The sequence below is a fragment of the Acetobacter tropicalis genome, assembly GCF_030644465.1.
Taxonomy (GTDB): domain Bacteria; phylum Pseudomonadota; class Alphaproteobacteria; order Acetobacterales; family Acetobacteraceae; genus Acetobacter; species Acetobacter tropicalis.
In genome coordinates this window covers 2,352,844-2,373,731 of the sequence record NZ_JAUYUW010000001.1, presented here as the reverse complement: position 1 = coordinate 2,373,731, position 20,888 = coordinate 2,352,844, and the positions used below count along the sequence as shown (strand labels likewise).

The following is a 20,888-nucleotide window of genomic DNA, read 5'->3' as shown; positions in this document are numbered from 1 at the left end:
ACTTCCGATATGAGGTGAACCTTGCAGTTTGGCAAGTTTTTGCCCCTGTTTCCTGCGTAATTCTCGACATTTTTTAGCCCAGACAGAAGGGACCGCTTTTCCTGTTTCCCCTCCCTTTGAGCGTCCCGCCTAGCATGGCACAGACCTCCTTGCTGATCTTTTTACAAACATCGGGTTCAGGCTTAGCATTGCTTCAGAACAGGGAAGGAACAGCATGAACAAGCTCGCCAAATTTCTGCGTGCGCTGGACAGCTACCACATTACAAACGGCGATAAATTTGATCTGAAAGACCACAATCCTGATGATGATGGCGATCTGGGCCTGACCAAGGCTGAGGGTGCCAAACTTCTGAAAACAGTAAAAAAACGCCTTCTGGAACTTCAGGATCTGCTCTACGCCAATCAGACCCACTCCGTTTTAATCATCCTGCAAGGTATGGATGCCGCCGGGAAGGATGGCACCATCAAACACGTTATGTCCGGCGTAAATCCACAGGGCGTTTCCGTTAGTTCCTTCAAGCAGCCTGGTCCGACAGAACTTTTACACGGTTTCCTGTGGCGTATTCATCTGGCTGCCCCGCAGGTAGGGCGCATCGTAATTTTCAACCGGAGCCAGTATGAAGATGTTCTGGTTACGCGGGTTCACCCAGATCTTTTGCAGCATGAACATTTAAGTGGCGAGATCAACTCCCCGGAATTCTGGCAAGGGCGGTACAGTGACATCCGCCATCTGGAACATTATCTGGCCCGGCAGGGAACCATCGTTCTAAAGTTCTTTCTGAATATTTCACGCGAAGAGCAAAGAGAACGCCTTCTGGCCCGACTGGATATTCCCGACAAACGTTGGAAATTCTCGCCTGCGGACCTGCGTGAACGCGAATATTGGGATGACTATCAGAAGGCTTATCAGAATGCCATTTCTGAAACTGCTCGCCCTTACGCGCCTTGGATTGTCGTCCCTTCCAATCACAAATGGTATGCACGTCTGGTAGTGATTGGAGCCATTATCCGTGCGCTGCAGAACCTGCAACAGCAAGCCCCCAAGCCTGCACCGGAAGTTGCTAAATTTCTGGATGATTACCGTACGCGCCTCTTAAGCGAGCATCCCTAAACGCACTTCATGCATAAAAAGGTCTGTAACCGCAGGAGTGAGCGAGGCAGTTGGCAGTTACCATTCTCTGGTCACGTTCTGTCTGGCTCCTGACTGTTTTGAAAGAAGGTTTTTTTGTTAATGGCTACATCTGCCCTCCCCCGCGCCTTATTGGCTGCGGCTCTTTTAAGTCTGGGGTTACCTCTGGCAACACCTGCTTCTTTTGCAAGAAGCTCCGAGGCTTATCAGACTGTTCCCGCTAGCTGTGACAACCGTGATTTCATGGCGAAACAGCAAGCCTTTGAAAATGGTGGGCCCAAGGCTGATGTGCCAGTACATATCTGCGGCACGGTTATTGCCCTCTCCCCCAAGGCAAGACGGACACGCAGTGGGTGGCATGGTTATTTCTATGTGGCCGTTGCCCCGAATATTTCCATCCGAATTGTCTCCGGCCTGGACGAGATGAATGCCCCGGCCTGGCCATGGGTCAACAAAGGGGATCAGGTAGAAGTGGTGGGCCGTTATTATTACGATTCTTTCCGGAAACAGGGAGTGGACTGGACCCATCATGGGACAGGACGCGCCTGGCATGTGTCGGGGTATGTAACCGTCAATGGTCATCGCTACGAGTAAAATGCTATCGGCATAAAAAACGGCCAGTCAGAACTCTCTGACTGGCCGTTTCCAGTTTTTGCGTCAGAAGAAGCCGTTTAGCCCGCCGCTTCTTCTTCCTTCTCACTGCCCCGTTCATCTTCATCAGATGCCGGAGTACCAAGCGCTTTACTTTCCACAATATCGAACGTCAGAGCGCCGTTCTTCAGGCCGATCTTCACTGCACCGCCTTTGACAAGTTTGCCAAACAGCAGTTCTTCCGCCAGAGGCTTCTTGAGCGATTCCTGAATGACCCGGCCCAACGGCCGCGCGCCATACAGTCTGTCATACCCACGTTCGGCCAGCCATTCCTTGGCTGCGGAAGACAGTTCGATCGTCACGTTACGGTCAGCAAGCTGTGCTTCAAGCTGCAACACAAACTTTTCGACCACACGGCCCACCGTTTCCGGCGTCAGGTTAGCGAACGGAATGATCGCATCCAGACGGTTACGGAATTCCGGTGTGAACAGCCGCTTGATGGCTTCTTCATCTTCACCATCACGCGCGATACGCCCAAACCCGATGGCTTCCTTGCTCAGATCAGCCGCCCCGGCATTTGTGGTCATGATCAGGATAACGTTCCTGAAATCGACCGTCTTGCCGTTATGGTCGGTCAGTCTGCCATGATCCATCACCTGCAGCAGCACGTTATACAGATCTGGATGAGCCTTTTCGATTTCATCCAGAAGCAGCACGGCATGCGGATGCTGGTCAATGGCATCGGTCAGCAAACCACCCTGATCAAACCCGACATATCCCGGAGGAGCCCCCAGCAGACGGGAAATGGAGTGACGCTCCATATATTCCGACATGTCGAAACGGATCAGTTCGATACCGAGTGTGGACGCCAACTGACGGGCCACTTCCGTTTTCCCGACCCCAGTGGGGCCAGAGAACAGATAGTTGCCAATCGGCTTTTCTGGATCACGCAGACCAGCACGAGACAGCTTGATGGCGGCAGACAGGGTTTCAATTGCCTGATCTTGCCCGAACACCATCCCTTTCAAGTCACGTTCCAGAGCCCGCAGCACTTCTTTATCGTCAGCAGAAATGCTCTTGGGCGGAATGCGCGCAATCCGGGCGATGATGTCTTCCACATCCTTCAGGTTCACGGTTTTACGCCGCTTGCCTTCAGGCAGAAGCATACGGGACGCCCCAACTTCATCAATCACGTCAATTGCCTTATCCGGCAGTTTCCGATCATGAATGTATTTGGCAGACAGTTCCACTGCCCCACGAATGGCTTCTTCCGTGTAACGGACCTTGTGGTGCTTTTCGTAGCTGCTTTTCAGGCCACGCAGGATTTTCACCGCATCATCCACAGTGGGTTCCGGCACATCAATTTTCTGGAACCGGCGCACAAGGGCGCGGTCCTTTTCAAAATGCTGGCGGAATTCCTTATATGTGGTGGACCCGATGCACCGCAGCGTGCCAGCCGCCAGAGCAGGTTTCAGCAGGTTGGAGGCATCCATGGCCCCACCTGATGTTGCCCCGGCCCCGATCACCGTATGAATTTCATCAATGAACAGGATACCATGCGGGTCCTGATCCAGTTCTGTCACAACGGCTTTCAGGCGTTCTTCAAAGTCACCGCGATAGCGGGTGCCTGCCAGCAACGCGCCCATATCCAGCGAGTAGATGGTCGCTTTCAGCAGCACTTCAGGCACATTGCCTTCCACAATGCGGCGGGCAAGCCCTTCCGCAATGGCGGTTTTACCCACCCCGGGATCCCCCACATAAAGCGGGTTATTCTTGGTACGGCGGCACAGGATCTGAATGGTGCGTTCAACTTCCGTATCGCGCCCGATCAAAGGATCAATTTTGCCCGCTTCCGCCTTTGCATTCAGGTTGATGCAATAGGTGGACAACGCATCCTGATTTTTCTGCGTCCGTGTTTCGCCGCGCTCTCCATCTTCGTTCTTGTCCGACCCTGAACCGGAATTGGTACCCGTGCCAGTAACCGGACGGCGCGTGGAACGATCAGGAGCCTTGGCAATCCCGTGGGAGAGAAAATTCACAGCATCCAGCCGCGTCATATCCTGCAGTTGCAGGAAGTACACGGCATGGCTTTCCCGTTCAGCAAACAAGGCAACAAGTACGTTCGCACCCGTCACTTCATCACGCCCGGTAGACTGCACATGTATGGCCGCACGCTGAATAACGCGCTGGAAAGCCGCTGTAGGTTTGGGTTCTGTCGGGCGGTCAGACGCCAGACCCGCCAGATCCTTATCAAGAAAACCGGTCAGATCGGTCCGCAGGCGTTCCAGATCAACGCCGCATGCCCGGAACACCGTAACGGCATCCGCATCATCGACCAGGGCAAGCAGCAGATGCTCAAGCGTCGCATATTCGTGATGCCGTTCACCGGCCAGAATAAGTGCCTTATGCAGCGTCTGCTCAAGATTGCGTGACAACATGACGAGACGCTCCTTTCCCCAGTTTCCCAGACCGTAACACTGTGTCCAATGAGACGTCTGGTTCCCTCAGAATCATATTTGGCTGCTTTGAGCGGAATTGCGAGTCAGAACCGCATAAAAAAGACGCTATGGGCGACTTTTTTTCGTTTACTCGCCTTAATCCTTTTCAATCGTACATTGTAACGGGTGCTGATTCTGGCGCGCAAGGTCCATAACCTGCGTCACTTTTGTTTCTGCAACCTCGTATGTGAACACGCCGCACACGCCAACACCGCGCTTGTGCACGTTCAGCATGATACTGGTGGCTTCATCCCGATTCTTGTTGAAGAAGCGTTCAAGCACATGCACCACAAATTCCATGGGCGTGTAATCGTCATTGAGCATCAGAACTTTGTACATGGCGGGTTTACGGGTTTTAGGCTTGGCCCGCACCACGACCCCAGCATCACTGCCGTCATCATCCGACTCCGCGCCGCCGCCATTACGTCGAGACGGCCCATTACCCGCATGCAGGACTGAAAAAGAACGGGATGCCATCAGGCCAGAACTCCGCTTCCGAATTTTAAGAGGGAAAGACATGCGCTATCATATTGGAATTCGGCGCAGGGATGGAAGAGGCCTTTGCACGCGAAACGCCCTGATTTCAAGCCGCTACCGTAAAGATTGCCACATTTATGCCACATAACAGGCTAACACCAAGTACAAGAACACCGCGCCAAGGTCAGGATTCTCCAGTTTTTTTATCGACGCGGTCTTGCAATCTGAAGTACCAGACTGAATTATCCTGAGAATAAAGCAGGTGGGATCGCGCAGTGGCAGACATTTACGCAACAGGATGCAAAACAGACACTCCAACACAAGGTCTGGAGCCTTCTCGCCGTAAACGACGTCCTGCCATGCGTAAATGGGTTGGCCTGCTGGCCGGTGTGGCGTTGACCACCTTTGCCAGCCAGCGCGCAGCCCACGCCCAATATGCCGGGCAGATCAGCTCCATTGTAATGGACGCCAAAACGGGAGCCGTTCTTTCCCAGACCGATCCGGATCTGCGCCGCTACCCTGCCAGCCTGACAAAACTGATGACGCTTTACATGGCGTTTTCTGCCCTGCGGGCGGGCACCATCACGCTCGATCAGACTGTTCCCGTTTCCATTCATGCCGCGACAATGGAACCCTCCAAGCTTGGTTTGGTTCCCGGCACCCGCCTGACTGTTGAGCAGGCCATGCTGGCGCTGGTCACCAAATCCGCCAATGATGCCGCCTGTGCGCTGGGTGAATTTCTGGGCGGCGGAAGCGAACCACAATTTGCCGCCATGATGACCCAGCAGGCACGTGCGCTTGGCATGAACAACACCACATTCCGCAACGCTTCCGGCCTGCCTGACCCAGATCAGATGACCACCGCGCGGGATCTGGCCATTCTGGCACGCCATATCGTGACGGACTTTCCGGAAGATTATCATTATTTCTCCGTGGCCGCTTTCCGCTTTCATGGCCGCATGATCCCCAACCATAACCCCATGCTGAAGGCCTATGTCGGCGCGGACGGCATGAAGACCGGCTACACGCAGGAAGCAGGCCGCAATCTGGTGACCTCGGCCATCCGGAATGATGTGCGGCTTGTTGGGGTGGTGATGGGCGCATCTTCCAACCCGCAGCGCACCCTTGTGATGGCAGATCAGCTTGACCGGGGCTTTGATGCCGAAGGGGTTGCCCCGGTTGCGCGTCCGCTGGTTCTGGCACGCAACGTAGTACCGGCTCATCGCCGTGGCGGACGGGTGATCATGCTGGCGGCGGCTTCAGCCCGCCACGGACACGCACCGCTTGAAGTGGCAGAAGCGCCATTGAGCCGTCATACCCGGCATGTGCGCGCAACGCCTGTTTCAGGTGGCCATCATGTCCGGCTGATTGGGGCCAAGGTTCATCCGGCAACGGCGACCACCACCAAGCATGTTCATCGGGCTCATTCCACCCGTAATCATACCTGAATTCTTTTCCACAACCCGTTTCCAGACCGGAAGCGGGTTGCCTTTACTGCCGCCTCACTCCATTTTGCATATCTCTAAATTAAGATCTGCAAAAATCACGGAGCATAAGCATGGCCGGCAGAAGCGGCATTGTCCTGCATACTGAAGAAGATTTTGAAGGCCTTCGCGCTGCGGGCCGTCTGGCTGCCGCCACGCTGGATATGATCACCCCTTACGTCAAGCCGGGTGTCACCACCGAGGAACTTGACCGCCTTATTCACGAATACACGCTGGATCATGGCGCTATTCCGGCTCCGCTGAATTATCGGGGCTACCCCAAGGCAAGCTGCATTTCCATCAACCACGTGGTGTGCCACGGCATCCCTAGCGAAAAGCGCCTGCAGGACGGTGATATCGTCAATATTGATGTCACCTCCATTGTTGATGGCTGGTATGGTGACAACAGCCGCATGTACACCGTTGGCAAGGTGCCGGTAAAAGCCGCCAAACTAATAAAAACCACCTATGACTGCCTCATGCGTGGCATAGAGGTTGTGCGCCCCGGTGCCACGCTGGGCGACGTGGGGCATGCCATCCAGACTCTGGCCGAGAAAAACCGTTATTCGATTGTGCAGGATTTCTGCGGGCATGGCATTGGCCGTACCTTCCACGCGGAACCCAACGTGCTGCATTACGGTCGGCCGGGTGAGGGTTTGAAACTGAAGGCTGGTATGGTGTTTACCATCGAACCCATGCTCAATATCGGCCGCCCGGACGTAAAAATTCTGGATGATGGCTGGACGGCAGTAACACGTGACCGTTCTCTTTCAGCACAGTTTGAGCATATGCTGGGGGTAACAGAAACGGGATATGAGATTTTCACACTCTCCCCGGCTGGATATACTTGCCCACCCTACCCTGTTGAAGGCTGATCACGCATGATGCTTCCGCCCCGTCGATCCTCGCCTGGCCTGCCTTTACGTCTGCGTTTTGCCGCCATGGTTTTTCTCGCCTGCGGTACGGCTGGTTTTTCCACGGTATCCCTTGCCGCACCTGCCAGTTCATCCGCACCGGACCCGCTGGCTTATGGCAAGGACCAGCCAGACGGCCTCCCTCCGCTGGCTCCTACGCCGGGCAAGCATGGCATGGCGGTTTCTGCACAGAAACTGGCATCGGATGTCGGGGCGCAGATTTTGGCCAAGGGCGGCAATGCGGCTGATGCGGCCGTTGCCATGGGATATGCACTTGCCGTTGTGTATCCTGCGGCGGGGAATATTGGCGGCGGTGGCTTCATGCTTCTGCGGCAGCCGGGCAAACCGTCCATCTTCATCGATTTTCGTGAAAAAGCGCCGCTGGCAGCTTCAGCCGATATGTATCTGGACGCCAAGGGCAACGTGATCCCTGACCTTTCCATTACGGGCTGGAAAGCCGTGGCTGTGCCCGGCACGGTGGCAGGTCTGGATCATATTCACCGCAAATGGGGGCGGTTGTCCCGCAAGGTTGTCATGGAGCCAGCTATCAAACTGGCACGAGATGGCTTTGTGCTTGGAGAGGGTGATGTTGCCCTGCTCAATACCTCCACGGATGCTTTCCGCGCCAGCCCTGAAGCCCGCGCCATTTTTCTTCGGCCCGATGGGTCACCCCTTCAGGTAGGGGACAGGCTGGTTCAAACCAATCTGGCCCGTTCTCTGGAACTCGTGGCTCAGCAGGGAGCAGACGCATTCTATAAAGGTCCGATAGCCAAAACGCTGGTTCAGGCATCGCAAAAAAATGGTGGTCTGCTTCAGGCCGCTGATTTTGAACGTTACCAGCCTCGTGAGCTTTCTCCGTTAAGCTGCCATTATCGCGGCTATGTGGTGGAAACCTCTCCTCCGCCCAGTGGCGGTGGCATCGCACTGTGTGAAATTCTGGATATTCTCTCCGGGTATGACATGCACGCGCTTGGCCTGCACACCGCGCCGGCTTTGCAGCGGGAAATTGAAGCCATGCGCCATGCCTATTCAGACCGCCGTGGGCTTGGTGACCCGGCTTTTGTGCAAAACCCGGTGCAGCATCTGCTAGACCCTGCTTACGCGGCAGAGGTGCGCGCCCATATTCCTACAGATACGGCTGTACCATCCAGCACTCTGAAAGAAGGCGAGGCGACACCGGAGAAACACGAGACCACCCATTTTTCGGTGATTGATAAAGACGGATTTGCCATTTCCACTACCTACACACTGAACGGCTGGTTTGGTGCGAAAGTGATTGGGGGCGACACCGGATTTTTCCTGAACGATGAAATGGATGATTTCTCGGCCAAACCGGGATCACCCAACATGTTCGGCATTGTCGGCAGCAAGGCCAACGCCATTGCGCCGGGCAAAACGCCTCTCTCCTCCATGTCTCCCACCATTGTCTCCCGCAATGGCAAACCTGTTCTGATTATCGGCAGCCCGGGTGGCTCACGCATTCCCACCATTGTGCTGTCCGTTATTCTGGGAGTGGTGGATTATGGGCTGGATATCCAGCAGGCCATTGATCTGCCGCGCCTGCATCAGCAGTGGCTGCCGGAAGCGGTAGAAGTGGAAGCTGGCGCTGTCACACCCCAGGTAGAAACCACGCTGGAGCATGAAGGCTATACCTTCTCTCCCCATGCGCCATGGGGCATGCCGGAAGGTATTCTGGTTGGCGGCCCCAAACTGGGAGAAAAAGGCTCGGCCCATTATTATGGTGGATATGACCGCAGACACCCCGGCGGAGGCGCCACAGGCGAATAACAGCGTGCAGGGGCATCCCCACTCACTCGGTGGATAGCCCTGCAAACAGGCCGTTTCTCCCTTTTGCAAAAGGCGCGTTCCTCCTGAAGAGCGCGCCTTTTCTATTCCCTTTGACTCCGGATTACGGGCATTGGTTTTCTTGGCTTATGGAACATCCTGCTAAAATTCTGGTCAGCGCATGCCTGCTGGGCCAGCCCGTCCGTTACGATGGGTCCGCCAAAACGCTGGCCCATACTCATCTTGAACGCTGGCAGAAAGAGGGGCGCATCATTGCGCTTTGTCCGGAACGGGCCGCCGGCCTCCCCACGCCTCGCCCTGCTGCTGAAATTGCCGACCGGGAAAACGGACTGGCAGTTCTTGAAGGTAAAGGCCGTGTCATGGATAATACGGGAGCCGATGTTACAGCCGCATTTGTCGCTGGTGCACAGGCCGCCCTTGCGTTGGCCCAAGCCAACCAGTGTCAATTTGCGCTTTTGATAGATGGTAGTCCGTCCTGTGGCAGCCTGTCTGTTTATGACGGCAGTTTTACGGGCCACAAACATGCCGGAGAGGGTGTGACCGCCGCTTTACTCCGCCAGCATGGGGTGGAAGTTTTTGCCCATACGGAGATCGACGCCCTGCACACCAGACTGCAGGCTTCCACTCTCTCCTGAGCGGAGGGACCATAGGCCGCAAGCCCGTCGGGCACGGAACTCAAGACCTTTTTGAAAATCAGAAGGCCAATATCAAAACTCTGACGGACGTGAGGTAAGCCCCTCAGGGCGCGAGACCACCGAAAGCCGAAAGCCGTCAACAGCCTCCCCACTCATGTGGCACATATTCTGCGGGGGCAGGAGGCGTGTCGTTATAGCCGCGCCAGTGTGTGCGCCTTTCCCTCCGGATCACGCACCTGTAGCGCTCCATCCACATAATCCGGGCCCAAAGGAACCTTGCCGTAACCACCCGGAATATCCAGCACGTAGGTGGGCCACGCCAAGCCTGTGACACGCCCCCGCAAACCCGCCAGCAATTTCTGCCCTTCTTCAACCGGCACATGGAACCGCGCCGTACCGGGTGCCGGGTCCAGTTGATGCAGGTAATAGGGGCGCATCCGCACTTCCACCATGCTGCGGAACAGGGCTTCCAGCGCCTCTTCCCGATCATTCACCCCCCGCAGCAGCACAGACTGGCCGAGCAAGGGGATGCCCCGCCGAACAATACGCTTCAGGCTTGCCCGCGCGGCTTCTGTCATTTCTCGGGCGTGATTGACGTGAACCGCCATCCACACCGCCTTGTCCGACTCCAAAACATCCAGCAGGGCATCCGTCACCCGTTCAGGTGCTGCTACCGGCACACGGCTATGCAGCCGAATGGTGGTGACATGCGGCATGGCGGAAAGGGCCGCCATAATCTGGCCCAGCCGCCGCGGAGAGAGCATGAGCGGGTCTCCCCCTGTCAGAATCACTTCCTGAATTTGGGGATGAGTACGAAGCCACTCGAACGCTTTTTCCAGCGCGGCATCATCCAGCACGCCGCCATCTGGCCCCACATGCTCCCGCCGAAAACAGAATCGGCAATAAAGCGGGCAAATCAGCAACGGCTTGAGCAACGCACGATCTGCGTAACGATGCACAATACCGGGCACAGGAGAGAGCGCATCATCCCCGATCGGGTCTGACCGTTCTTCCGGTGTGACCAGCAGTTCTTCCGGCGAGGGGATGACCTGAATGCCTATCGGGTCATCCGGCTGTTCAATCAGATCAAGAAAAGCGGGGGGAATGGTTGTGGCATACTGCTCTGCCACAGCTTCAAGCGCAGCCTTCTGCTCTGGTGGCACCAGACCAACGGCAATCAGATCATCAGGCGTGCGTAAGGGCCTGCGGGATGAAGGATGGGGCTTGACCGAATGAGACATGTCACGGCTCTACTCTCACCATGTCCATTCCTGCAACAACACAACGCACGGCACCCGCTTCCTCAGTCTCTTTTTCTGGCGGGGAAGACCCTGACCATATTCGGGACCGGCTGCCTTTTCTGCATCGGCGGAGCATGATGCAACGTGGCGTTCGGGCGTTTCTGGAAGCTCGAGGCCACATGGAAGTAGAAACCCCGTACGTGGTGCCCACACCGGGGGAGGAAGTGCATCTGCACCCTTTCCATACCGTCAGGGAAACGCCACAGGGCCAGCAGGAAGACCTGTTCCTTCATACCAGCCCGGAATTCGCCATGAAGCGGATTGTGGCTGCCACCGGGCTGCCGGTGTTCCAGTTTGCGCGGGTATGGCGCAATGGCGAGCGCAGCGGCCTGCACGCACCGGAATTTACCATGCTGGAATGGTATCACCCGGGCCTTGGCCTTCATGGGTTGATGGATGAAACGGAAGCCCTGGTGAAAGCCGTTCTGCCCCCTACTCTCACACGCCATGGCCAAAGTAACGCGCTGGACATGACACAGCCTTTTGAACGCCTGACCATGGCCGAGGCCTTTCAGCGCCATGCAGGCGTTGATCTGCTGCCGACCGAGGGAGATGCGCAGGCTCTGGCCACTGCGGCAGGATGCAGCCTGCGAGAGGGGGAAAACTGGGAAGACCTTTTTTTCCGGCTGCTGCTGGAACGGGTGGAACCAGCCATTAGCCGCCACCGCCCCACTTTTCTTACCCATTGGCCCGCCAGCCAGGCCGCCCTTGCTTGCCGTGACCCCGCCAACCCGCAGGTTGCATTACGGTTTGAACTCTATGCAGCGGGCATGGAACTGGCGAACGCCTTTGAAGAACTGACGGACGCCACGGAACAACGCACCCGTTTTGAAGCCGACCGTACCGCCCGGCGCAGCCTCTACCCACAAAGACCAGATTGGCCAATGGACGAAGCCCTGCTTCGTGCGTTACCACACATGCCACCTTGCTCTGGCATAGCGCTGGGGTTTGACAGGCTTGTCATGCTGGCCTGCGGAACATCACGGATACAGGATGTCTTGTGGATAAGCGTTTAGTCTGTAACAGTTCTACCAGTTTGTTTTCCTCATGGCCCGGCTGGGTGCCGGGCTGGCATGTTTCACCTTGTCGGGATTTTGTCATGACACACAGAAAACGCCTTTTCCTGGTGGGCATGCTCTCTCTGGCTGCTTGTCAGGTTCCTACAGCCAAGGAACGCCGCATGCTCGATTCCATGATCGGAAAGCAGGCAGTGGATGTGGTGCGCACTTTTGGTGTCCCGACACGGGAATTCAAATCAGGCGATCATACCTTCCTGGCTTACGTCAACCAGCAGACCGATTATTCCTCCCCCATGGGTGGCTGGGGATATGGTGGCTGGGGTGGCGGTTGGGGCGGAGGATACGGTGGCTGGGGCGGCGGCTGGGGTGGACCCGGCTGGGGCGGCTGGGGATGGGGCGGCGGTTTTCCAACCACGGCCTATACCTATACGTGCCAGACCACATTTGAACTGGTGAATGGTGTGGTCTCCGCCTGGACCATGCGGGGCGATGGGTGCTGACCATTCCGGCACAGTCTGCCATAAGCCTTTAAGATTTCTTTTTCTGGCATGATTTTATGGGAGACGATTATGCGGCATCCCCGCGCATGGGCAGCACATCTGAAAACGGCTTTTTTTACACCAGCCGCCTTAAAGCCGTTTCTGCTGGGCACCGCCCTGCTGGGGTTAACTGGGCTTTCTGCCTGCCAGAGCAAGGCACGGCAGGATGTTTTCAAAACACCTACTGGCACCTGCGCCTACATGATGCCCACCATATCCGGCACCAGAACCTACGAGCCCCGCAAAGTTGCGGCCGCTGATAGCAAGAACGCCCCAGATAGCGCCATTGCCTACGCGGACCCGGAAACACCTGCGTTTTGTGACCGCCCTCTTTCAGAAACCGTTCAAAGTTCTATTGAGCTTGCCGATTATACGCATGGCCTGACCATAACCGGCCTGCTGCCCATTCTACAAAAGGATGGCCCCTTTACAGTGTTCGGCATTCCTAATGCCGTGCTGGAGCAATACAATACCCAGACCGGCGGCAAACTCACGGCCCCGGAAAATACTGCTCTTTTCAAGGAAATTCTGAGCTATTCCATTGTGAAGGGGAAATGGAGCGTCCCCCAATTACGGGCTGCCGCCACGGCCTCTCCAACTCACTCCGTAGGACTGCCCACACTGAACGGGCACATCCTTTCCGCCTGGGTGGATCAGCCGACAGGCCAGATTATTCTGGGTAATGGAGAAGGCATGACTTCCCGCCTATGGGTTACGGGCATTCCGCAATCAAATGGCATGCTTTACTTCACCCAGTCCCTGATCCTGCCACCTGTGGCACCTCCTGCAACACCGCCCACGCCGCGCCCACATGGAATCAAGGTTCACTCCGGCACAGCTCGGAAAGCGGCTCCGGTAAACAAGCAACCTCTTGCTGTGGCACCTGCCAGCCAGCCCCTTCCCGGCCATCGCGCTCCTTCCGCAGGGCTGGACAGCCTTTCCATGCCGCCTTCTCTGCAAGGACAGGAAGCGGCTTCTCACTAAAGGCTGTTCTCGGTCTGTAAAAATCTCTGCCAACAAAAAAGCCTGCCGGTTTTCACCTGCAGGCTTTTTTCTCAGAAAGCTTGAGAGACTATGGATCAGAGAAAGGACTGTGCCTTGTTCAGCACCATGTTACACAGTTTGCTCTTCAGCTCACCCTTCAGATTAGCCAGCGAGAACATCTGGTTATTGCCCGTCTGCAACAGGCCGTTCTGACCAGCACTATAGCCGCTGGAAGACGTGATGCTGTCCTTCTGGGTCAGATTACCCAGAACGGAAGACGCCGCCGTGGACTGAGCACCCTGCAGCACATTGTTCTGCACGCAGTAACCCAGAATACCGGTAATATTGCTGGTGCTGGCGGAAGAAAGGCTGGGGAGCATGTTGCTCATCATGCCCATGCCCGCACTTTTCGCACTGCTGGTTGCGCTGCTTGTGGCACTGGAGAGCGCATCCTTACCCATGCTGCCCCAGCTCTGGGCCTGAGCAGAGGCGGCACCAGCCAGTCCGACAGCCATCAACACTGCGGCAAATGTGGTTTTGTTAATCATGAGCCTTACTTCCTTATCCATAGACTGTACGGAGTGTAAGCGAAAATACGCATCCCCTTCAGCCTGAAGAACTGCCAGCAGACATGACGGGAACAAATGGCCGAACTATGGCGGCGCTCAGGCCAAACTGGGCCAATCCTGCGGGTGTGCCCAGAACGTCGCTGCGGGCATGATAAAATCTGCTCCGGCCTGTACAAAACCGGCAACATCATTTGGTTCTGGCGCAAGAACAACGGCGGGAAGTTCCATCATGAGGCACCACCACCGTACAAGCGCGGTAAGGTCTTCCGGCTCGTCCTCATCCTGTGCCGTGCCCTCAGCGCCTTCCGCACTGAAACACACGTAATCAGCACCATCCTCGCCCGCGCGCATGGCCGCATCACGGCTGGCGCCCACGGCAACTCCCAGTTGCAGGGCATCCCCAATGCTTTTGCGTACGTCACGCACGGAACTGGCGGCAAAACCGGTGGAGAGGTGAACGCCATCACACCCTGTCTTCAGGGCCAAGGCAGGACGATCTTCCAGCATCAGGGCAATATCCTGCGCCTGCACCAAAGGTTGAATTTTCTGAATCTGCGTTATGAGTCTGCTTTCTGGCGCATCCGCCAGCCGTAACAGAAGAGCGGCCGGAGGCTGCGCAGCCAGCCCCCGTACCAGATCAGGCAGAAATGCCTCACCATCCTGCAGGATGGGGGTTGCGAGATACAGATCACTTGCCGTCATAACGGCCCTCCCTCGCGGCCCCTTATCCTGCGTTCACGTTTCCGTGTTTCAGCTTTTAAAGATGGTGATGATTTTGTCCAGCAGGTCAAGCGCTTCTGCCTTCGGACGCTGGAACACGTTCCGGCCGATGATGGAACCAAAGCCGCCGCCATCATGGATACCCTGAATGGTGTTCAGCAGGCCTTCCTCGCTGGTCTTGTCACCACCGGAGAAGATCACGATACGGCGGCCAGCAAAAGAAGACTGCACTACATGACGGATACGAGCCGGCATGGTGGAGATATCAATCTTGTTCTGCTCATACACCGGCTTGTTGGCAGCCAGAGCCACCAGTTCCTGCGGCGGCTTCACCTTGATGATGTGAGCCCCACACAGTGCAGCCATATGGGCAGCATAGGCACACACATCCACAGCGGTTTCTGCGGGCTTGTCCAGCAGTGGGCCACGCGGGTAGCTCCACACAATAACAGCCAGACCAACAGACTTGGCTTCAGCAGCCAGTTCACGCAGTTCTTCCATCTGCTCGAAGCAGTATTCAGAACCCGGATAGATGGTAAAGCCGATCCCTGCACAGCCCAGACGCAGCGCATCTGCCACGGTGCCCGTTACAGCCTGATCTTTTTCCGTGGCAAGGCTGTTCGAGCTGTTGCACTTCAGAATCAGCGGAATTTCGCCAGCATAGGTGGCGGCACCACATTCCAGCATACCCAGCGGGGCAGCGTAACCGCTCAACCCAGCTTCAATTGCCAGTTCAAAATGGTAATGGGGGTCATATGCTGCCGGATTAGCGGCGAAGGAACGTGCCGGACCGTGTTCAAAACCCTGATCAACCGGAAGAATGACCAGCTTCCCCGTGCCAGCCAGTTTACCCGCATTCAGAAACCGGGCGAGATTTGTTTTTGTTCCGGGATTATCGCTCTCGTACTGATCAAGAATAGCCTTAACCTGGGGGGTAAGCGTCATTGGGAAATCCTTCCTCTGGCTTGGCTTCCGGGCTGTTGAGGTCCGGAACTCTACCTTGGCAATAACTGCGTGTGAAATACGCGGCAAGATGTGTTGTGACAGATAATGAGGGTATAAGGTCAAATGATGGCGGGCGTGTTATGAAAACATGACCTCCGGCCTCCTCATAAAAACGTTTTACGGCACGGGTTCCGGCAGAATCGCCCTGCAGAACAATCCGTTGCTGCAAGCCTGCCGCCGCCATGGCGTAGCCCGGGCTTTCTCCACAATCCAGAATATGGAAGCAGGGGTGTTGAAGGTGTTTTTCCATCTCCCCGATCAGGGCCAGCCACCAGCGCACTCCCATGAACCCCGCTGCGCCGGGTGCGGAGAGAAACCCCACCATTGGTTGCCCGTTTTTTGAAAAAGGCACACCCGCGGCACTTGCGGTCTCCCACACTGCCACACCAGAGGCATAATCATGCAGTGTAAACAGGTGTGGGGGGAGAAAGGAGGGGGACAAAAGTGATGCCTTTTTCATGACCATGCTTGACGCAGCCGCGTTTGCGGGTGATTCCTAAACAATTGAAGGGTAAAAAAGAATGCAGGACCAGGCCGTGGGGCAGTCTTTCTCCGAAACGAATGAACCTGACAGCACGCCTGTTCTGGCCGAAGGGGCGCGGGAACAGGAAGACCCTATTGTGCGTCTGGACCGCGCCCTGCAAAGAATTTCCTTTGCGCTGGACAAGAAAAAGCAGAGCCAGGAGCGACAGGGGCTGGAAGTGCAGGAACTGGCCGCCAATGTTGACGCCCTGATCAGCCGTGTGCGTGATGCCCTTGCCCAGACTGACACTCCGGAAGATAAGTAACCTATGGCAACCGTTTCAATCCGTATCAATGGCCATGCCTATTCCGTAGGGTGCGAAAACGGCCAGGAACGGCACGTTCAGGCCATGGCCCAGCAGGTAGAACGCCGTACCCAGCGGGTACGCGCCCTTGGTTTTACCGGGGAAAGCCACGTTCTGGTTCTGGCTGCTCTGCTGATGGCTGATGAAATTCAGGATCTTTCTGACCAGCTTCTGCCAGAAAGCACAAATCAGGCCGTACAGGACGTGGAACGCATGCGCGCCGAGCAGGCTTTGACGTCATCCCGCCTGATTGATCTGGCAGAACGTGCGGAAGCTATTGCAGCCACCCTTGAGCGCGCCTACATAGAAGAGGCGGGGCTGTCCGGCACGTCAGGCGAGTCATCCCCTGGGCCGATAAGCACTTCCTAGGGAGCTGGCTCTGTTGTGGCCCTGGTCACATTACCCGGCGCCCACCTGCACTAGCAGGTCCTGGAGGTTGAAAGACCAACGGCCATGGTGGCTCCGCACTCTTCTCCCCTACAATCTGATCCACCGGCGGTGGCCGAAGCCAAGAAGCAGCTTCGGGCACGTTGCCTCGCGGCGCTAAAAAACCGTGATCAGGCACTTGATCCACTCCTGTGCCGCAGACTGTCGGAAAGCCTGCTGGCGCTTGAGGCCGAAAGGATCGCCTGTGTCTGGCCTTTACCGCACGAACTTGATGTAAGGCCTGTCTGCCATGCTTTGGCGGCTGCTGGCCGAACGGTCCTGTTGCCCGAAACGCCGCCACGCGGGCATCCCCTCGTATTTCGGGTATGGACACCTGACTGCGTTATGCAGGCGGGACGGTTTGGCACATGTGTGCCAATTGGCCCGGTTCTGACGCCTGAGGCCATCATGGTACCATTGGTCGGGTTTGACAGACGCGGCAACCGGCTGGGATATGGGGGCGGCTATTATGACCGCACGCTCGCCACGCTGCCTCACGCAGATGCAGTGGGCTACGCGCTGGCGGCGCAGGAGGTGGACCACATTCCCACCGGACCTTATGACCATCCTCTCTCCTGCATTGTGACAGAAAAGGAGAGACTGCATTTTGACTGAACGTACACACGGAAAGACGGGCGCGTGAGAATTCTGTTTCTTGGAGATATTGTTGGCCGCTGCGGTCGAGACGTAGTGTTAAGCCGCCTGCCCGGCCTGCGAACCAGCCTTGCACTTGATCTGGTTGTGGTGAACGCAGAAAACGCCAGTCATGGCTTTGGTCTCTCCCCCGCCATCGGCACGGACCTGTTTGAAGGCGGTGTGGATGTTATCACCCTCGGCAACCATAGCTGGGACCGTAGAGACCTGATCGGCCATATCAGTTCCACACCCCGCATTATTCGGCCCATCAATTACCCACCCGGCACGCCGGGCCATGGCAGCGTTCAGGTGGAACTGCCAGACGGGCGTAAGGCGCTGGTGGTCAACGCCATGGGCCGCCTGTTCATGGACCCTCTGGACGACCCCTTCCGTTGCGTGAATGAACTCCTCACCCGCCATCGGCTGGGTGTGACCACACAGGCCATTGTGGTGGACATTCATGCAGAAGCCACCAGTGAGAAGTGGGCGTTTGGCAATGTACTGGATGGCCGCGTTTCTCTAGTTGTGGGCACCCATACCCATACCCCTACGGCTGATCATCGCATTCTGCCCGCTGGCACTGCCTTCCAGACCGACGCCGGAATGTGCGGTGACTATGACAGTGTGATCGGGATGAACAAGGAACCGGCCATGACGCGCTTTCTGCGCAAAATGCCAGGAGAGCGCTTACAACCGGCAGAGGGTGAAGCGACCATGTGTGGCATCATGGTTGAAACGGATGATGCTACGGGCCTCGCCCGCCGCATTGCCCCCATCCGGCAGGGCGGTTTGCTAGCCCAGACGCTACCGGACTTCTGAACGGCTACATGCAGGGATGTCTCCAGCACCCCTCTGAAACGAAGAGTCCACAGGCTGTCGAGCACAAGGCTCGGCAGAACACAGCAGACACCTCAAACCGTAATCAATCCGTTCACGGCCCTAACGTGTTTCCTGCAACGGATGTAAAAAGAAGGCGGCCTTGAAAGGATCATAGCGCTCTGACACGCAGGGGATTTTGCATTAACAGCAGAGAGGCTTTTGCCTCTTATTCCATGGATCGCAAGACTTGCAGGCTGTTTGAAAAATCTATCAGGCGAGTCTGACGGTGACTTTGTGAACCTGAATGCTTTGGGTTTTCGCCCTCATCCCCATCGGGAGTCTTCAAGGACCCCTTTTCCCTCAACCATCGCCTTTAGCTGCTTGACTATTCAAACCGCAGCATTGCCTCTTCTTGCCTTTCTGGAGTGACCTTCTTCCCGCAGGGTTCGTGTCCTCCGGGATGATTACCACACAAGGCGCGGCAGAGTTGCTACCGGGCGCAGGCCCGCGCCTTCGGCTTCCTCCGCTGCCAGACCAGCATCATCCCCCAGCATTTCCTGATGGATGCCTCCCAGAATCCACGCGCCGTCAATACCGGCGACGGCTGCACCGCGCATATCGGTCGCCAGAGCATCACCAAGTGCCAGAATACGCCCCTGCGGCACATTCAGCATGGTGAAGACAGGCGCATAGATCTCGCCATAGGGTTTGCCAACCCAGCGTACATTGCCGCCTTCCTGCTCATAAAACGAGGCAAGTGCCCCGGCGCAGATCATCCTGCGGCCGCCTTTGACCACAACCATGTCCGGATTGGCACAGAGCATGGGCAAACCACGCTCAAGCCCGATACGGAGTTCCGGCAGATAAGGGTCAACCGACTCCACACCCCGTTCCTGATCTGGCCCCGTATTGAGAATGAACTGAGCCTCTGCCGGGTCTGCTACGCGCTCAAGGTCCAGCCCCTCATACAGCCCAAGATCATGCGTACCGCCGACATGCAGAACTTTGCGACCAAGGCGCGCAAACCATGGATCATGACGCTCCCGCAGTAAGTGGCGCACCTGCTCTCCGCTGGTCATCACACCATCATGCAGGTCACGGCCTATGCCAAAGCCTTCAAGCTGCTTGCAGACCACTTCTGCCGGTCTTGGCGCATTGGACAGCATAACCACTCGCTTGCCAGCCTGACGCAGCGCTTTCAAGCACTCTACGGCACCAGGATATGGCTGAATGCCGTCATGAACCGTGCCCCACAGATCAACAATGTAGCCATCATACTGATCAGCCAGAGCTTTCAGACCAGTCAGGCTTTGCATTGAGTACATGCTATCCGCCATTACAGAGCCGTTCCCCGAATATCATCAAGCATCTCAATATTGTCCTGCCGCATGATCTCCAGCATTTCCCGCTTAAGACGCGCGATGAGGGCGGGTCCTTCATAGGCAAAAGCCGAATAGACCTGCACCAGATCAGCCCCCAGCCGGATACGTTCCAGAATATCCGCGCCGCTTTCTATGCCGCCGCAGGCCACCAGCGCCATACGTCCGGCTGCCGCCTGCGCGACCAGACGCAACATTTCCGTGGCACGCGGGCGCAGCGGCCTGCCTGAAAGGCCACCACTTTCCGCTTTGAATGGACTTTGCAAGGAAGACGGCCGTGCCAACGTGGTGTTGGTGACAATAAGTCCTTGTGCACCCCCCGCTATAGCGGCCTCAACAATCGGGCCAACGGCATCATTTTCCAGATCGGGCGCCAGTTTCACCAACAGTGGCGGGCGTTCCGAATGGCGTTGGGCAATGGCATCCAGAATACCTTTCAGACGGCTGGCATCCTGCAGGCCCCGCAAGCCCGGCGTATTGGGAGAAGACACATTGAGCACAATGTAATTGACATACGGCTTCACCCGCCCCACCAGGGCAGGATAATCCCGCTCCGGATCTGCGCCGGTTTTATTGATGCCCAGATTGGCCCCCACGGGTGCCCCTGCCCCACCGCCACGCCCGGAAGGCAGAGTGCGATGCAGACGGGCCAGACGCACGGCAAAGCGGTCTATCCCCTGGTTATTGAAACCCATCCGGTTGATGATGGCCCGATCTTCCGTAAGGCGGAACAGGCGCGGCCGAGGGTTACCGGGCTGGGGGCGCGGCGTAACCGTTCCGGCTTCCACAAACCCGAATCCCAGTTGGGCAAGCGGACGCAGCACGCGGGCATTTTTATCAAACCCGGCAGCCATGCCGATAGGATTAGAAAACCGCATACCCAGCGCACGGGTTGCCAGAGCCGGATCATCAACCGGCCGTTTAACGGGGACGGAAAGGCCGAGCATGAGCGCATCAAGCGCCATGTCATGCGCCGTTTCCGGCTCCAGTTTACGGAGGAACGGAAGGGAGAGAGAAGCAAGGGAAGACATGCTTTTGTACTGCCTCATGACGACGCACAAGAAAAGAGGAAAAACCACCTTTGCGCCGTTGAGAGGATGCAATGTGATTTTTATCTTGCAAATGAGAAT

Annotated in this window: 21 protein-coding genes, 1 other RNA gene and 1 pseudogene; 14 read left to right on the top strand and 9 right to left on the bottom strand. The window is 56.6% G+C overall.

Annotation, left to right across the window (positions count from 1 at the left end; all coding sequences use genetic code 11):
• The first annotated feature begins 214 nt into the window (after positions 1–214).
• Together QWU00_RS10805 and QWU00_RS10800 are read left to right on the top strand one after the other, a co-directional pair.
• Positions 215–1,111, top strand: a complete 897-nt coding sequence (locus tag QWU00_RS10805; RefSeq protein WP_035382422.1) for a polyphosphate kinase 2 family protein — start codon at positions 215–217, stop codon at positions 1,109–1,111.
• A 120-nt stretch (positions 1,112–1,231) separates the two neighbouring features.
• Complete coding sequence (locus tag QWU00_RS10800; protein ID WP_035382423.1) at positions 1,232–1,723, top strand: DUF3465 domain-containing protein; 492 nt, start codon at positions 1,232–1,234, stop codon at positions 1,721–1,723.
• A 77-nt stretch (positions 1,724–1,800) separates the two neighbouring features.
• Here the strand turns inward: QWU00_RS10800 and clpA are convergent, their stop codons facing one another.
• Positions 1,801–4,158 carry an ATP-dependent Clp protease ATP-binding subunit ClpA gene (clpA, locus tag QWU00_RS10795; protein ID WP_035382424.1) on the bottom strand — a complete coding sequence of 786 codons (2,358 nt, stop codon included), beginning with the start codon at positions 4,156–4,158 and terminating at the stop codon, positions 1,801–1,803.
• Between the two features lie 156 nt (positions 4,159–4,314).
• Complete coding sequence (gene clpS / locus QWU00_RS10790) at positions 4,315–4,695, bottom strand: ATP-dependent Clp protease adapter ClpS (RefSeq protein ID WP_006557160.1); 381 nt, start codon at positions 4,693–4,695, stop codon at positions 4,315–4,317.
• Between the two features lie 359 nt (positions 4,696–5,054).
• Between clpS and QWU00_RS10785 the strand changes: the two genes are divergently transcribed.
• The 4 genes from QWU00_RS10785 (at position 5,055) to QWU00_RS10770 (ending at position 9,534) form a co-directional block, all read left to right on the top strand.
• Positions 5,055–6,143 carry a D-alanyl-D-alanine carboxypeptidase family protein gene (locus QWU00_RS10785; RefSeq protein WP_231551927.1) on the top strand — a complete coding sequence of 363 codons (1,089 nt, stop codon included), beginning with the start codon at positions 5,055–5,057 and terminating at the stop codon, positions 6,141–6,143.
• A gap of 110 nt (positions 6,144–6,253) precedes the next feature.
• A complete protein-coding gene (map, locus tag QWU00_RS10780) occupies positions 6,254–7,054 on the top strand; it encodes a type I methionyl aminopeptidase (protein ID WP_006557157.1) in 801 nt (266 codons plus the stop codon).
• 6 nt (positions 7,055–7,060) lie between these two features.
• Positions 7,061–8,881, top strand: coding sequence for a gamma-glutamyltransferase (ggt, locus tag QWU00_RS10775; protein ID WP_052051573.1), 1,821 nt, complete (start codon positions 7,061–7,063; stop codon positions 8,879–8,881).
• Between the two features lie 146 nt (positions 8,882–9,027).
• Positions 9,028–9,534, top strand: coding sequence for a DUF523 domain-containing protein (locus tag QWU00_RS10770; RefSeq protein WP_035382425.1), 507 nt, complete (start codon positions 9,028–9,030; stop codon positions 9,532–9,534).
• Positions 9,535–9,725: 191 nt separating this feature from the next.
• Here the strand turns inward: QWU00_RS10770 and QWU00_RS10765 are convergent, their stop codons facing one another.
• On the bottom strand, positions 9,726–10,775 hold the full coding sequence (locus tag QWU00_RS10765) for a lysine-2,3-aminomutase-like protein (protein ID WP_006557154.1): 1,050 nt from the start codon (positions 10,773–10,775) through the stop codon (positions 9,726–9,728).
• A gap of 20 nt (positions 10,776–10,795) precedes the next feature.
• On the opposite strand from QWU00_RS10765, the gene epmA reads away from it, so the two are divergent.
• From epmA to QWU00_RS10750, 3 genes are all read left to right on the top strand, one after another.
• Positions 10,796–11,851 (top strand): EF-P lysine aminoacylase EpmA, encoded by a 1,056-nt coding sequence (gene epmA / locus QWU00_RS10760; protein ID WP_052051574.1) that lies wholly within the window; start codon positions 10,796–10,798, stop codon positions 11,849–11,851.
• A gap of 83 nt (positions 11,852–11,934) precedes the next feature.
• Positions 11,935–12,354: a hypothetical protein gene (locus tag QWU00_RS10755; RefSeq protein ID WP_035382426.1), complete on the top strand. Its 420-nt coding sequence runs from the start codon at positions 11,935–11,937 to the stop codon at positions 12,352–12,354.
• A gap of 69 nt (positions 12,355–12,423) precedes the next feature.
• On the top strand, positions 12,424–13,377 hold the full coding sequence (locus tag QWU00_RS10750) for a fasciclin domain-containing protein (RefSeq protein WP_166443781.1): 954 nt from the start codon (positions 12,424–12,426) through the stop codon (positions 13,375–13,377).
• Between the two features lie 95 nt (positions 13,378–13,472).
• Here the strand turns inward: QWU00_RS10750 and QWU00_RS10745 are convergent, their stop codons facing one another.
• The 4 genes from QWU00_RS10745 to QWU00_RS10730 all read right to left on the bottom strand — a co-directional run bounded on the left by QWU00_RS10745 (position 13,473) and on the right by QWU00_RS10730 (position 16,113).
• Entirely contained in the window at positions 13,473–13,925 is a 453-nt protein-coding gene (locus QWU00_RS10745) for a DUF2501 domain-containing protein (protein ID WP_035382427.1), read from the bottom strand.
• A 117-nt stretch (positions 13,926–14,042) separates the two neighbouring features.
• Complete coding sequence (locus QWU00_RS10740) at positions 14,043–14,648, bottom strand: thiamine phosphate synthase (RefSeq protein ID WP_035382428.1); 606 nt, start codon at positions 14,646–14,648, stop codon at positions 14,043–14,045.
• 48 nt (positions 14,649–14,696) lie between these two features.
• On the bottom strand, positions 14,697–15,611 hold the full coding sequence (locus tag QWU00_RS10735) for a class I fructose-bisphosphate aldolase (RefSeq protein ID WP_006557148.1): 915 nt from the start codon (positions 15,609–15,611) through the stop codon (positions 14,697–14,699).
• Entirely contained in the window at positions 15,589–16,113 is a 525-nt protein-coding gene (locus QWU00_RS10730; protein WP_150395595.1) for a hypothetical protein, read from the bottom strand. The genes QWU00_RS10735 and QWU00_RS10730 overlap by 23 nt, the downstream gene beginning before the upstream one ends.
• Before the next feature lie 79 nt (positions 16,114–16,192).
• Between QWU00_RS10730 and QWU00_RS10725 the strand changes: the two genes are divergently transcribed.
• The 5 genes and pseudogenes from QWU00_RS10725 (at position 16,193) to QWU00_RS10705 (ending at position 18,379) form a co-directional block, all read left to right on the top strand.
• Complete coding sequence (locus tag QWU00_RS10725; RefSeq protein ID WP_035382430.1) at positions 16,193–16,459, top strand: hypothetical protein; 267 nt, start codon at positions 16,193–16,195, stop codon at positions 16,457–16,459.
• A gap of 3 nt (positions 16,460–16,462) precedes the next feature.
• A pseudogene (locus QWU00_RS16910) lies at positions 16,463–16,819 on the top strand (cell division protein ZapA); the annotation flags it as partial.
• A non-coding RNA gene (gene ssrS, locus QWU00_RS10715) (6S RNA) lies at positions 16,811–16,965 on the top strand. The pseudogene QWU00_RS16910 and the gene ssrS, both read left to right, overlap by 9 nt.
• On the top strand, positions 16,952–17,539 hold the full coding sequence (locus QWU00_RS10710) for a 5-formyltetrahydrofolate cyclo-ligase (RefSeq protein WP_035382432.1): 588 nt from the start codon (positions 16,952–16,954) through the stop codon (positions 17,537–17,539). Before ssrS ends, QWU00_RS10710 begins: the two co-directional genes overlap by 14 nt.
• Before the next feature lie 24 nt (positions 17,540–17,563).
• Positions 17,564–18,379 carry a TIGR00282 family metallophosphoesterase gene (locus QWU00_RS10705; RefSeq protein ID WP_035382433.1) on the top strand — a complete coding sequence of 272 codons (816 nt, stop codon included), beginning with the start codon at positions 17,564–17,566 and terminating at the stop codon, positions 18,377–18,379.
• 464 nt (positions 18,380–18,843) lie between these two features.
• On the opposite strand, the gene QWU00_RS10700 is transcribed toward QWU00_RS10705, so the two are convergent.
• Positions 18,844–19,716, bottom strand: coding sequence for a TIGR01459 family HAD-type hydrolase (locus tag QWU00_RS10700; RefSeq protein ID WP_373317184.1), 873 nt, complete (start codon positions 19,714–19,716; stop codon positions 18,844–18,846).
• Positions 19,716–20,789, bottom strand: coding sequence for a quinone-dependent dihydroorotate dehydrogenase (locus QWU00_RS10695; RefSeq protein ID WP_006557141.1), 1,074 nt, complete (start codon positions 20,787–20,789; stop codon positions 19,716–19,718). The genes QWU00_RS10700 and QWU00_RS10695 overlap by 1 nt, the downstream gene beginning before the upstream one ends.
• Between the last annotated feature and the right edge of the window lie 99 nt (positions 20,790–20,888).

Bases quoted from the DNA above. Each gene is read 5' to 3' on its own strand.
- QWU00_RS10785 (WP_231551927.1), top strand. From the start codon at position 5,055: ATGCGTAAATGGGTTGGCCTGCTGGCCGGTGTGGCGTTGACCACCTTT.
- QWU00_RS10745 (WP_035382427.1), bottom strand. From the start codon at position 13,925: ATGATTAACAAAACCACATTTGCCGCAGTGTTGATGGCTGTCGGACTG.
- QWU00_RS10805 (WP_035382422.1), top strand. From the start codon at position 215: ATGAACAAGCTCGCCAAATTTCTGCGTGCGCTGGACAGCTACCACATT.
- QWU00_RS10750 (WP_166443781.1), top strand. From the start codon at position 12,424: ATGCGGCATCCCCGCGCATGGGCAGCACATCTGAAAACGGCTTTTTTT.
- QWU00_RS10800 (WP_035382423.1), top strand. From the start codon at position 1,232: ATGGCTACATCTGCCCTCCCCCGCGCCTTATTGGCTGCGGCTCTTTTA.
- clpS (WP_006557160.1), bottom strand. From the start codon at position 4,695: ATGGCATCCCGTTCTTTTTCAGTCCTGCATGCGGGTAATGGGCCGTCT.
- epmA (WP_052051574.1), top strand. From the start codon at position 10,796: ATGTCCATTCCTGCAACAACACAACGCACGGCACCCGCTTCCTCAGTC.
- QWU00_RS10765 (WP_006557154.1), bottom strand. From the start codon at position 10,775: ATGTCTCATTCGGTCAAGCCCCATCCTTCATCCCGCAGGCCCTTACGC.
- QWU00_RS10700 (WP_373317184.1), bottom strand. From the start codon at position 19,716: ATGGCGGATAGCATGTACTCAATGCAAAGCCTGACTGGTCTGAAAGCT.
- ggt (WP_052051573.1), top strand. From the start codon at position 7,061: ATGATGCTTCCGCCCCGTCGATCCTCGCCTGGCCTGCCTTTACGTCTG.
- QWU00_RS10725 (WP_035382430.1), top strand. From the start codon at position 16,193: ATGCAGGACCAGGCCGTGGGGCAGTCTTTCTCCGAAACGAATGAACCT.
- QWU00_RS10710 (WP_035382432.1), top strand. From the start codon at position 16,952: ATGGTGGCTCCGCACTCTTCTCCCCTACAATCTGATCCACCGGCGGTG.
- QWU00_RS10695 (WP_006557141.1), bottom strand. From the start codon at position 20,789: ATGTCTTCCCTTGCTTCTCTCTCCCTTCCGTTCCTCCGTAAACTGGAG.
- QWU00_RS10770 (WP_035382425.1), top strand. From the start codon at position 9,028: ATGGAACATCCTGCTAAAATTCTGGTCAGCGCATGCCTGCTGGGCCAG.
- QWU00_RS10740 (WP_035382428.1), bottom strand. From the start codon at position 14,648: ATGACGGCAAGTGATCTGTATCTCGCAACCCCCATCCTGCAGGATGGT.
- clpA (WP_035382424.1), bottom strand. From the start codon at position 4,158: ATGTTGTCACGCAATCTTGAGCAGACGCTGCATAAGGCACTTATTCTG.
- QWU00_RS10755 (WP_035382426.1), top strand. From the start codon at position 11,935: ATGACACACAGAAAACGCCTTTTCCTGGTGGGCATGCTCTCTCTGGCT.
- map (WP_006557157.1), top strand. From the start codon at position 6,254: ATGGCCGGCAGAAGCGGCATTGTCCTGCATACTGAAGAAGATTTTGAA.
- QWU00_RS10735 (WP_006557148.1), bottom strand. From the start codon at position 15,611: ATGACGCTTACCCCCCAGGTTAAGGCTATTCTTGATCAGTACGAGAGC.